Genomic DNA, 11,455 nt, shown 5'->3' with positions numbered 1-11,455 from the left:
CAGCCCCCGCTAAGGAGGAAATCAATGAAGTGGATTAAGGGTATTGGGTTGTTCCTGATCGCGAACATTCTCATTTATCTCACCCTCTCAATTACCGCCAACATCTTGATCAATATCATTCTTCCGATGTTTGGCATTGATGTGCGCGGGGTGTTCAATCAGCAATTGCTTGTCTGGGCTCTCGTTATCGGGTTCGGCGGGGCCTTCATCAGCTTGGCCTTTTCGAAGCAGATGGCGCGTGCCATGCTGGCGGATTGCCAACAGATCACCCACCCTCGGTCCCATGCCGAGCAGGTCATCTATGGGTCAGTTCAGGAAATTGCCCAGCGCCTCCATATTAGGATGCCGGAGGTCTGGGTCTATGAGTCGCCGGATCCCAATGCCTTTGCCACCGGCCCCAGTAAGAATAATGCGATGGTGGCCGTTTCGACAGGTCTCTTGCAGAATCTGAGGGAGCAAGAGGTCAAGGGGGTACTCGCCCATGAGATGGGACATGTTTTCAACGGGGACATGTTCACGACGACTGTTCTCGCGGGCCTAATGAACACGTTCGTTTATTACATCAGCCATTTTGTTTACCAGATTCTGGCCCAGCCTAGCCAAGATCGGGAGGAAGGATCGACGGGAAATCCACTGCTGGCAATGGTCGTATTTATCTTTCTACAGATCATCTTAACCATCTTGGCATCTCTGGTGATTAACTGGCACTCGCGTCACCGCGAATATGCGGCCGACGCTTTCTCTGCTAAGGTCTATGGGAAGAGCTCGATGATCTCTGCTTTACGTGGAATCGATCGGTGGGTGAAGTCCACTGAGCAGGAATACGCGACGCAAGATGCATTAGCGACGATGAAGATTGCCGGTAGATCGTCAGGCTTGTGGCATTTGTTCGCAACGCATCCGCCGATTGAAGACCGGATTGCAACGCTGGAGCGCTTGTAACCTCGATCGAGGAGGTCATCATGTCGAAGATCATGTGCGCCGTATCCGCCCTTGTCGTGGGATGGGGACTCATAGCCGGCTTGCACACAGTGCAGGCCGATCAAGAAGGAATGATCATGGCTGCAAAAACAACGAGCATCTATGATTTTACGATGGATGATATCGACGGGAAACCCGTAAATCTGAGTCAATACCGCGGTAAAGTCCTGTTGGTCGTGAACACCGCAAGTATGTGCGGCAATACACCGCAGTATTCTGAATTGGAAAAAATGTACGAAACGTACCAGGAGAAAGGGTTCGAAATCCTCGCCTTTCCCGCCAATAACTTCGGTCAACAGGAGCCTGGCACGAACCAGGAGATCAAGAACTTTTGTTTCACAAAATACAGCTTGACCTTTCCGCTATTCAGCAAAATCAGCGTAAAGGGCGACGACAAACATCCTCTCTATCGTTACCTGACCGAGCAAAGCCCCTTTCCGGGCGAAGTGGAATGGAACTTCCAGAAGTATTTGATCGATCGGTCGGGCAACGTCGTCGCCCGCTATCACCACCGGACCAAGCCGCTCTCGGAAGAAATCGTCCGTGGAATCGAGACGGCACTGTCTAAATAGTTATCCGCTTTCAGCGATCAGCTCAACCCTCTCCCTTACCCTCCCCCTACGAGGGGAGGGAAGGTGGGGGCGCTGACAGCGGACGGCTGAACGCTCAGACGTCACCTCGTCTTAAAAAAACTGATATGAGTGCGATATTCTTGAATGGCGGCGGCTAACGCACCGCTGCCGCGAGGGATGTTGGCCTCCAGCGTGTCTTCGATCGAAGGATCATCGATTTCGACTTCATAGCGGTCTTGGATATTCGTCCTGACCGGTCCCTGCGACACGTCTCGGGGCATATAGATTTCCTTCCACACTTCTTTTTCCACTAAACACACATCCTTGAATCGTTCATAGAGCAACGCCAGCTTGTCCGGATCCGTTTCTTTTATCCGTTGCACGATTGTCACTCCTTTATAGCAGGGCGCTGAGGATGACTGAGAAGGAGACCGCTCTATTGTTTCGTAGGGGAGGTTGATGGCGCTTGCGTGTCGGCAATGGTGAATCGCATTGTGCCAACTTGATTGACGGCGTGAAAGGGTTGTTGTCCGAGCGGCGTGATGAAGAGCTTCGCCAGATACCTGCCGGGAGCCCACTTGTCACCGGCCCGCTTCAACTCGAGAAAACCATACCGTTCGTGTCCGGGAACCTCCAGCGTATCCTTGCCGATCGGCGACTCAGACAATTTTCCTCCCTCCCCTTCTAAGAACCACTGGGCACTGAACTGAGCAGGGTCCTCGAGCGGTGCGACTTCAAATACAATGTAGATAGCCGGAGTTTCGGGGGAGAAGGTTGTGGTCGGTTCGATCGGTTTAATCCGCGGGTCTTGGGTATACCAGCCCTTTCGTCCAAAGCTGTCCCATTCTACTTCATAGCCCTTCGCCATCTTGATCCAGGTGAAGAGCGACTGTGGGATCCCCCTCTTCTGTTCGTCGAAGGACGGACTTTGGGTCGGCTCGAATTCCGTCGTGGCCTGTTCCTTCGGCGTCACGAGGTCTCGCGCGATGCTTTCCCCTACCAGATAACCTGCACCGACAGAAACGAACACCACCGCAGCAAGAATTCGACCGACTGTCGGAGCAAGAATACAAGGAAGATTCATTGCTCGCCTCTTACTTCTCCCTTTTATGGTATCGGGTGCTTGCCCGCGGGTCAATAACCGGCCGAACCAGCCGCAATCAGCCGCCGGCTGTGGTACGCTCAGTGGGGTAAGTCTACCAGACCTGACGGATAGAGAAAGCCGGCTCCGTGAGTTTCGAACGAGCATCTTGCCCGGAAGTTTCTTCACCACTGCCGCCCACCGCTCAAAACGCCGTGGCGCAAGGCCAGCGCTACGGCCTCCGTGACGGCCTCTGTCAGGCTGTCACTCAAGGGGCCGGAGAACAATATCTTTCCGCATTTGCACTCCTCCTGCAGACCTCTCCGTTCCAGTTAAGCATCCTCTCAGCCCTGCCCCAGCTGATCGGAACATGGGCGCAACTGCTCGCCGTGAAAGTCTTGCGTTGGTTTCCCGATCGCAAAACCCTGATCCTGGCGGGGACGATCGGACAGGCGGTGATTTGGCTTCCCATCGTGTTGCTCCCATGGTGGCTTCCGCAATGGGGACCTTGGCTCGCGATCGCAGGAGCCGCCGGTTACTTTGCTTTCAATCACTTCACTACCCCTGCATGGAATAGTTTCATTACTGATCTGCTCGACCCGAATCAGCGCGGAGCATACTTTGCCCATCGTGCTCGAATCATGGCCGTCGTCAGTCTTCTGACGCTGTGCATTGGAGGGGCTGTGTTGACCCTCTGGAAGCAGTACGAACTCGCCTATATCGGCTTCTTCATCCTATTCTCGATTGCCGGCGGTGCGCGCCTTGTGTCAGCGCGGTACCTCACACGAGTGGAGGACCCCCATCATCTGACGCGGATCCAGGATCAAGAGGGGTTCCGCCGATTCTTACGGCATCGGGCGACGACCGACTTCCGATGGTTCGTGTGCTTCTCCGGCCTCATGCACGTCGCCGTGTTGATCGCAGGACCGTTTTTTGTCATTTACATGCTACGGGATCTGCATCTGTCTTATTGGGAATATGGAGGCTGGCTCGCCGCCGGGATTCTGGGACAATTTCTTACGCTGAACCGATGGGGACATTTTGGGGATCGATTCGGCAACAAAGCATTGTTGACCACAACCAGCTTCATGGTCCCATTTCTGCCGATGGGCTATCTCTTCAGCACAAACTGGGCGTTTCTCGTTGCACTGAACTTCCTCGGCGGCATAATGTGGGCCGGACTTTCGTTGGGACTGCAGAACTATGTGTTCGACGCGGTTCGGCCAGAAGATCGCGCCAAAGCGGTCGCTCTCTCCAACACGATCAATGCTCTGGGGTGGTCACTCGGAGCCCTGACGGGAAGCTGGCTCATTCACACTCTCCCAGGAGAGATCCATATCGGCTGGTTGACAGCTGCCCCCCCTTCGAACTTGCCGTTCGTGTTTTTCCTCTCCGGCTGCCTCCGCTTGCTCGTATCTGCGACCTTGATCGGAACTTTTCACGAGGTCAGGATTACGGAGCAGGTCCCCCACCATCGGCTCATGTGGGAATTGCCGCTTCTACGAACCATCGCTCAATTTGGTGTATGGAAAATTGATCGTTGAGAGGATAGTCGGAATATTCGAAGACTTCTTCATCACAGCGATGGCGGTCGCTCTCTCGAAGCCCGATGGTGACTGTTCTGTATTCCGCGAAATTAACGAGGCGTATTGGCCTGGGAGGCTCGTTCCTGCTCATCCTGCTTGAGTTTGTCGAAGGTTTTGTCCGCATGACTCCGCACCTGATCCGGCGTGGGAGCCGGTGGAGCTTTTGGCGGGTCACTGGCACAAGCCGTTATCCCTAGGCATCCGATGAGACTGAGCGCCGTTGCTATCATGACTTCCTTTGCACCACTCCGTCGATGGTCCATCACCTTTCACTCCTTTCGAGTCAGTCTGCCATCAATTAATGAAATGCACGTTGTAGGTCAACGACGGTCTGCGTGATCCCGCGATCTAATGCTTCACGACTCCATCGCTGATAGTCGAGATTGTCGGAATGAGACCATTCTGATCCATCAGCGTCTTCTACCTGAGCCGTGACGACATCATGATACACGACTTCCGCGCTTTCGACGCGGATGATTTTGGTTGTTACGGTAATCGGCGGCAAATCGTGGTATTGGCGGGCCCAGAGCCGCTCCCGCAACGTTGGCCCATCGATTCGATAGAGCAGCACACTGTCCACTCCCAACATCTGGCCGATTCGAACGGCACTCTCATCGGATACCAGACCACCGGACTGAAATCGTTGCTCCGTGAAGACGGTCGGCATGTTGGAACGATCAATGATTCTAAGTGTTGGACGATACGCTTTGAGTTGAAACGCTGCCCCTTCCAATCGGCTGTAGGCGCTGGACCATTCGGAATTGCTCACCCGAGGATACAACACAGCCAGACGCTGTACATCAGAGGGAATGGCTAGGGGGGAAGGAGCTATATCCAATCCGCTAACTGCCAATGTCGGAGGCGGAGCACTGGAGCATCCCGCGAACATGAGAGCCACTAGTGCGACTCTCCCCATGTTAATTGCGGAGCCTCGCCGTACCATGGCCAGCACTCCCAACATTCGCTCCGATTCATTCTAGCCTGCATCTGGTCTTTGTCTGAATCATACTCCTCCGATGGGGTGAAAACCACTGCCCCACACTGATCCCAAAACGCCCATCACCCAGCCTCATTGACTGAGGTCTGATGACGCGGTATTCTCCGCAAAAGCCGGGCACTGTCCTTTCTGAGAGGCGAGCATGTCCCTCCGCGATCGTTTAGCTGATGATCTGAAACAAGCTATGAAATCACGCGACCAACTGCGCATGGATGTCATTCGTATGATCAAAGCTGCTGTGCTCAATAAGGAAGTCGAACTCAAGAAGGATCTCGACGACGCGGAAATGAGCCGGGTGATGACGACCATGATTAAGCAACGCAAAGAGTCGGTCGAGCAGTTTGAAAAAGGTAACCGAGCGGAGTTGGCCGCGAAAGAGCGCCGTGAGATTGCCATCATCGAAGCCTATCTTCCGCAAGCTCTTTCTCCCGATCAGCTTGTCGGAGTGGTTGAAGCCGTCATCCGCGACGTCGGAGCAACTTCCGTCAAGGACATGGGAACGGTGATGAAAGTCGTCATGGCGCGTCTCGCTGGTCAAACCGTTGACGGCAAGCAAGTCAGCGATCTCGTCCGATCCAAGCTGCAATAGATTTGCGAACTTCTGGTTTCCCTTCCCTAGGCTATTTTCCCTGCTATACTGACATCACGTGCCTATGACGGCATCTACGTAATCATTCGTTGTGTTTGTGGGTTGGACACACGCATGAGCATTCTCATCGTCGACGACTCTCCAGATCAACAAGCGCTTCTTCGTTCGATTCTCGGGAAGGCCGGCCACTCGGATGTTCTGACCGCAGATTCAGCAAAATCCGCGTTCGTCACCTTGAAGCTCGAAGAACAGGTGTCTTCACCGACGGTCGACCTCATTCTCATGGATGTGCTGATGCCGGAACAGGATGGTGTGGAGGCTTGCCGGGAGATTAAACGTCGCGATCATCTGCGAGACATTCCCATCATTATGGTCACGGCGAAAAACGACCTCTCGAATTTGCAGGCCGCGTTTGCTGCTGGAGCCGTTGATTACATTACCAAACCCGTTAACAACCTTGAACTCTTAGCCCGCGTCTCGTCGGCGTTGACCCTCAAACAGGAGATGGATTGCCGGAAAGCGCGCGAACTGGAGCTGCGTCGGAGCAACGAGGCGCTTCAGAAGGCTCTCAAGGAAGTGAAAGTGCTCCGCGGCCTCATCCCTATTTGCGCATCATGCAAAAAAATCAGGAATGACAGCGGGTTCTGGCAACAATTGGAAGAATACCTCGGCGAGCATTCCGAGGCAGAGTTCAGTCATGGGCTCTGTCAGCCGTGTATTAAAAAGCTTTATCCTGGTGTTTACCATGACTAGCTGCTAGTCTTTCTCACACACACCACCTACGGGGCAGGATTCTGACGCGATGGGCATTCTAATCGTCGACGACTCGGCAGACGATCGCTTGCTGGTGCAATCGATCCTCTCAGCCGCTGGTTACGACAACATTCTGGTCGCAGACTCGGCCACATCCGCCTTTCGGCTACTGGGCATGGAAGGCGGCACGCATGGCACCAGCCGGATCGATCTCATTCTCATGGACATCATCATGCCGGAGATGAACGGGATCGAAGCCTGCCGTCAAATCAAGGCGGTGGAACGATTTCGCGATACTCCAATCATGATGGTGACCGTCAAGACCGACCCGGTTGATCTCCAACTCGCATTTGCGGCCGGAGCACTCGACTATATCGGCAAACCCATCAATAAGATTGAACTTTTGACACGAGTCCGGTCCGTTCTCCGATTAGTGCACGAAATCGATCGGCGAAGAGCGCGCGAGCAGGAACTTCTCGACGTCATGCGTCAACTCCAAGAGGCAAATCAAATGCTCCTGCGGCTCTCCTGCCTCGACGGATTGACTGGTATCACCAACCGCCGGCAGTTCGATGATTTTCTGGACCAGGAATGGCGGCGATCCGTTCGCGATTCCACCCCACTCTCCTTGATCATGCTGGATATCGATCGGTTCAAGGCCTACAACGATTCGAAAGGTCACACAGCGGGTGATGATTGTCTTCGTCAGGTAGCAACAGCCATTTCAGGAACTGTGAATCGGCCGGGCGATCTCGTAGCCCGGTACGGTGGCGATGAGTTTGTCGTCGTGTTGCCGGGCACCACCACAGAAGGGGCGGCACAAGTGGCGGAGAACCTTCGCCGGCACATTGAATCGTTGAAAATCGCGCATACCGACGGCGACCTCATCACGATCAGCGTAGGTTACGCCAGCACGGTCCCCAGCCGGTCCGCTTCACCCACCGATCTGATTAAGGCAGCCGACCAAGCTCTCTATCAGGCCAAGCAAGAAGGTCGTAACCGAGCCAAACAGGCCGGTTTTCTCACCCTAGTCCCACACGACCACGATCCGTAATGATCCGGCCTTGCCGCAGAGCCCGTACACGCACCGACGCCTTCGTTGACAATCCTACTCCCTACCGCATGAGCCTATGACTAAACGAACATACAAACGCGCCCGGCCAACTTCTGGCAAGAGTCGGTCGCGGCAACGAGTAAACATCTTGGAGACAAAAAAAGGGGCTGGACAACCTCGGGTTCCGGTAACGAACCATCTCAATCCGCTTTCGCTCGAGCAACCGCTGCTTGGGCTCGATGAATGTTATCGCTGTTTGCTGGAAACTAGCCCGAGCGCAATTATCGGGCTGACGTCGCAGTATCGGATCTTCGAGTGGAGTGGTTCGGCCGAGCGAATTTATGGCTGGTCCCGAGAAGAGGCCGTGGGGAAAGATTACCTCACCACCTTCGTACCCGAAGACATGCGCACGTCGGTAGCCGCCGACATTCGTAAGGCCATTGAAGGGCAACCGACTCAATCGTACGAGAGCGAAGTCATCGCACGAAGCGGCACTCGACGCACCCTCCTGTGGAGCGTCAACCGTCTGATCGTCCGCAACAACGAGGTACGGGGACTCCTGGCGATCGGACAGGATATTACTGAGCGCAAGCAGGCCGAGAGAGAGGCGCGAGAGGCCGAGGGGTTCGTCCAATCAATCCTCGAAAACATTCCAAACATGATCTTCGTCAAGGACGTCAACGATCTGCGATTTGTTCGATTCAACCGTGCCGGTGAAGATCTGCTGGGGTACTCGCGCGATGAATTGCTCGGAAAGAACGATTATGATTTTTTCCCGAAGGCGGAAGCCGATTTCTTTACGAGTAAGGACCGGGAGGTTCTTTCGGATGGACGTCTCGTTGATATTCCGGAAGAGCCCATCGAGACAAAACATCGTGGCCAGCGAATTCTTCACACGAAAAAGATTCCCATCATGGATGAGTGGGGACATCCCCTCTACCTACTCGGGATCTCCGAAGACATCACCGAGCAGAAACAGCAACATGAGGCATTAGTTCAACTCCAACGAGCGGTGGAACGTGGCATGGAGGGGCTTGCGCTCTTGAATGCCGATGGCTTGTATATTTATATGAATCCGGCCCATGCCGCCTTGTTCGGCTTTGAAGTCGAAGAACTGATTGGAAAGTCCTGGAAGGTACTGTACGGTCCGGAACAACAGGCCGCGATTGAGCAGTACCATTTTCCCTTCTTACAAGTTGACGGATACTGGCGTGGCGAGTTGGTCGGCAGGAAAAAGACCGGGGAGCTGTTTGACGTCGAAGTTGCGTTGCAGCAATTTTCCAGCAACGGCGAGACCAAATCCGAGATCATCTGGACCTGTCGAGACATTACGGACCGCAAGCAGGTTACCAGACAGGAGAAGCGGCGTTTAAGCCTCCTCCAAGAGCATCAGACTGGGCTGCTCGAATTGGCCCAGAGCGAGGCGATCATCTCCGGAGACCTTCAGCAGGCGTTTCAGGCGATTACAGAAGTGGCAAGCCGTGTGTTGGCGGTCGAACGAGCCAGCATTTGGATGTTTCAGGAAGACCGCTCAGCCATCCAATTGATAGATCTGTATGAGGCTACCAGCCGGAGACATAGTGCTGGATCCGTGCTTCAGGCCAACCAATTCCCATCGTATTTTCACGCGCTGGAACACGAAGAATATACGATCGCGGCCCATGATGCTCACTGTGATCCTCGCACCAGAGAGTTTTCCTCCTCGTATCTTACCTCGTTTGGGATCGGCGCCATGCTCGATGCACCGATCAGGCATAAGGGGAAAGTGGTGGGCGTCTTACGCCACGAATACCTGGGTATGTCGCGGACTTGGACTGCCGATGAATTAACCATCGCCTTGTCTTTCGCCACGATGACAACGCTCGCGATGGAGGCCATGGAACGAGGCCAGGCGGAACGAGCGGTGCGTCAGGCCAAGGAGAAGGCCGAAACAGCAAATCGAGCGAAGAGCGAATTCCTCGCGAGTGTCAGCCATGAGATCCGTACACCGATGAACGCCATCATCGGGATGGCCGATCTCTTGTGGGAGACCGAACTCACGCCGGACCAGCGGAAATATCTGCGTATTTTCCGTCGGGCCGGCAGCAATCTCCTCAACCTCATCAACGACATTCTGGATTTCTCCAAGGTCGAGGCCGGTCATCTGGAGTTGGAATCAATCACCTTCGACCTGGGCGACCTGATTGAGAAGGCGATTGAGATCCTCGCCATGCGGGCCAACGAGAAGGGGCTGGAGTTGGCGTACCACTTGTCGGCGGACGTCCCATGCGCACTCATCGGAGATCCCAACCGCTTACAACAGATTTTGATCAACCTGATCAGTAATGCGATCAAATTCACCGAGAAAGGATCCGTTACCCTTCGCATCCAGAATGATCCTGATCGAGTCATCCCCGGTGCCATCCGATTCTCCGTCACCGACACAGGCATCGGCATTCCTTCAGAACAACTCGCCACTATCTTTGAAAGTTTTGCTCAAGCCCACGCCTCCATCACACGAAAGTATGGAGGAACCGGTCTCGGGCTGACGATTTCAAAACAGCTCTCAGAGCGGATGAATGGGCGGATGTGGGTCGAAAGCACGGAGGGACAGGGCAGTACGTTTTACTGCAGCGTTCAGTTGGGCGTTCAACCTCAGGATCCGCTCGCCAACCTCCCTCTGCCGATCAACCTGGCGGGGCTCAGAACGCTCGTGGTCGACGACCATGCAACAAACCGCCTGATCCTCCGAGAAACCTTGACCGCCTGGGGAGCACAGGTCACCGACGTGGCCGATGGAGATGCAGCTCTCGCCGCACTACATCACGCATCCGACCCCGGTCGACGGTATGAACTGGTATTCCTCGATTGTCGAATGCCCGATATGGACGGCTTCCAAGTCGTAGAGAAGATTCGGGAGGCCAAATTAGCTGAGGGACTGACCATCGTGATGCTTACCTCCGAGCACTGGGCCGATGATATCGCACGCACCTATGATTTGAGATTGGGCGGCTACCTCATCAAACCCATCAGACGCTCCGATCTTTTGCAGACCATCAGCATCGTCCTTGCACGAGGAAAAGGCATCCAGCCAGCAGGACTCCCCGAACCAGTGCGCTCCTCTCCTGACTCCTCAATGAACAAATTGCGGATTCTGTTGGTGGAAGATTCGCCTGACAATCAAGTGCTGATCCGCTCCTATTTGAAACCGACCCCGCATCACCTCGACGTTGCTGACAACGGCGCAATCGCCCTCGAAAAGTTTAAAACGCGGCAATATGATCTGATTTTAATGGATATGCAGATGCCGGTCATGAACGGCTATGACACCACCAAGGCTATTCGTGCTTGGGAGCACGAACACGATCTCCATCGAATACAAATCATCGCGCTTACGGCGCTGGCATTGAAGGAAGAAGGCATCAAGATCCTCGATGCCGGCTGCGACGCCCATATGACAAAACCCATTAAGCGTGCGACGCTCCTGGAGGTTCTCCAGGCTTACAGAGGAAACTTGGCCGCATGATCAACGAGTATGGGACAGACGCTCAAGCGAAAGTGACGGTATATGTCGACCCTGCCCTCGCTGAGATCGTTCCAGGGTTTCTTGAGAACCGTCGACGTGATGTACAATCTCTTCAGATAGCTCTGCAACAGAACGACTTAAAAACCATCTGTGTCCTTGGCCACCGGATGAAAGGTGACGGCGGAGGGTACGGCTTCGACACAATCAGCGCGATCGGGGAAGCATTGGAACTGGCCGCAGCGCAGCAAGACCGACCCACCATTGAGCGCCAAACTTTAGAACTCAACGACTTCCTGACCCGCCTCGATGTCGTCTACCGGAAATAGCAGACAGGAGA

At 54.4% G+C, this 11,455-nt stretch carries 12 protein-coding genes; 8 read left to right on the top strand and 4 right to left on the bottom strand.

The features are described 5' to 3' along the window. The first annotated feature begins 24 nt into the window (after positions 1-24). Positions 25-942, top strand: a complete 918-nt coding sequence (gene htpX / locus VEI50_17050) for a protease HtpX (GenBank protein ID HXX76840.1) — start codon at positions 25-27, stop codon at positions 940-942. Positions 943-1,058: 116 nt separating this feature from the next. Then, on the top strand, positions 1,059-1,553 hold the full coding sequence (locus VEI50_17045) for a glutathione peroxidase (protein ID HXX76839.1): 495 nt from the start codon (positions 1,059-1,061) through the stop codon (positions 1,551-1,553). A 101-nt stretch (positions 1,554-1,654) separates the two neighbouring features. Here the strand turns inward: VEI50_17045 and VEI50_17040 are convergent, their stop codons facing one another. Then, positions 1,655-1,936: a hypothetical protein gene (locus tag VEI50_17040; GenBank protein HXX76838.1), complete on the bottom strand. Its 282-nt coding sequence runs from the start codon at positions 1,934-1,936 to the stop codon at positions 1,655-1,657. 53 nt (positions 1,937-1,989) lie between these two features. After that, positions 1,990-2,637, bottom strand: coding sequence for a hypothetical protein (locus tag VEI50_17035; protein ID HXX76837.1), 648 nt, complete (start codon positions 2,635-2,637; stop codon positions 1,990-1,992). A gap of 146 nt (positions 2,638-2,783) precedes the next feature. On the opposite strand from VEI50_17035, the gene VEI50_17030 reads away from it, so the two are divergent. Next, positions 2,784-4,178, top strand: coding sequence for an MFS transporter (locus VEI50_17030; protein ID HXX76836.1), 1,395 nt, complete (start codon positions 2,784-2,786; stop codon positions 4,176-4,178). 92 nt (positions 4,179-4,270) lie between these two features. Here VEI50_17030 and VEI50_17025 read toward each other — a convergent pair whose 3' ends face one another. Further along, positions 4,271-4,483 (bottom strand): hypothetical protein, encoded by a 213-nt coding sequence (locus tag VEI50_17025; GenBank protein HXX76835.1) that lies wholly within the window; start codon positions 4,481-4,483, stop codon positions 4,271-4,273. 35 nt (positions 4,484-4,518) lie between these two features. Beyond that, the gene (locus VEI50_17020) at positions 4,519-5,163 is read right to left on the bottom strand and encodes a hypothetical protein (GenBank protein HXX76834.1); all 645 of its coding nucleotides are present in this window, start codon (positions 5,161-5,163) and stop codon (positions 4,519-4,521) included. A 196-nt stretch (positions 5,164-5,359) separates the two neighbouring features. Here VEI50_17020 and VEI50_17015 point away from each other — a divergent pair, with 196 nt between their 5' ends. From VEI50_17015 to VEI50_16995, 5 genes are all read left to right on the top strand, one after another. Beyond that, positions 5,360-5,806 carry a GatB/YqeY domain-containing protein gene (locus VEI50_17015; protein ID HXX76833.1) on the top strand — a complete coding sequence of 149 codons (447 nt, stop codon included), beginning with the start codon at positions 5,360-5,362 and terminating at the stop codon, positions 5,804-5,806. Positions 5,807-5,920: 114 nt separating this feature from the next. Next, positions 5,921-6,559, top strand: a complete 639-nt coding sequence (locus VEI50_17010) for a response regulator (GenBank protein HXX76832.1) — start codon at positions 5,921-5,923, stop codon at positions 6,557-6,559. 49 nt (positions 6,560-6,608) lie between these two features. Then, the gene (locus VEI50_17005; protein ID HXX76831.1) at positions 6,609-7,613 is read left to right on the top strand and encodes a diguanylate cyclase; all 1,005 of its coding nucleotides are present in this window, start codon (positions 6,609-6,611) and stop codon (positions 7,611-7,613) included. A 76-nt stretch (positions 7,614-7,689) separates the two neighbouring features. Then, positions 7,690-11,118 carry a PAS domain S-box protein gene (locus VEI50_17000; GenBank protein HXX76830.1) on the top strand — a complete coding sequence of 1,143 codons (3,429 nt, stop codon included), beginning with the start codon at positions 7,690-7,692 and terminating at the stop codon, positions 11,116-11,118. Beyond that, entirely contained in the window at positions 11,115-11,444 is a 330-nt protein-coding gene (locus VEI50_16995) for an Hpt domain-containing protein (protein ID HXX76829.1), read from the top strand. The genes VEI50_17000 and VEI50_16995 overlap by 4 nt, the downstream gene beginning before the upstream one ends. Positions 11,445-11,455 lie beyond the last annotated feature (11 nt).

Source organism: Nitrospiraceae bacterium (genome assembly GCA_035623075.1).
Classification (GTDB): Bacteria; Nitrospirota; Nitrospiria; order Nitrospirales; family Nitrospiraceae; genus DASPUC01.
This window is presented reverse-complemented; position numbering and strand designations above follow the sequence as displayed.

What these genes read in the sequence shown, in the direction of transcription:
- htpX (HXX76840.1), top strand. Translation starts at nt 25, where the DNA reads ATGAAGTGGATTAAGGGTATTGGGTTGTTCCTGATCGCGAACATTCTC.
- VEI50_17045 (HXX76839.1), top strand. Translation starts at nt 1,059, where the DNA reads ATGGCTGCAAAAACAACGAGCATCTATGATTTTACGATGGATGATATC.
- VEI50_17035 (HXX76837.1), bottom strand. Translation starts at nt 2,637, where the DNA reads ATGAATCTTCCTTGTATTCTTGCTCCGACAGTCGGTCGAATTCTTGCT.
- VEI50_17025 (HXX76835.1), bottom strand. Translation starts at nt 4,483, where the DNA reads ATGGACCATCGACGGAGTGGTGCAAAGGAAGTCATGATAGCAACGGCG.
- VEI50_17020 (HXX76834.1), bottom strand. Translation starts at nt 5,163, where the DNA reads ATGGTACGGCGAGGCTCCGCAATTAACATGGGGAGAGTCGCACTAGTG.
- VEI50_17015 (HXX76833.1), top strand. Translation starts at nt 5,360, where the DNA reads ATGTCCCTCCGCGATCGTTTAGCTGATGATCTGAAACAAGCTATGAAA.
- VEI50_17010 (HXX76832.1), top strand. Translation starts at nt 5,921, where the DNA reads ATGAGCATTCTCATCGTCGACGACTCTCCAGATCAACAAGCGCTTCTT.
- VEI50_17005 (HXX76831.1), top strand. Translation starts at nt 6,609, where the DNA reads ATGGGCATTCTAATCGTCGACGACTCGGCAGACGATCGCTTGCTGGTG.
- VEI50_17000 (HXX76830.1), top strand. Translation starts at nt 7,690, where the DNA reads ATGACTAAACGAACATACAAACGCGCCCGGCCAACTTCTGGCAAGAGT.
- VEI50_16995 (HXX76829.1), top strand. Translation starts at nt 11,115, where the DNA reads ATGATCAACGAGTATGGGACAGACGCTCAAGCGAAAGTGACGGTATAT.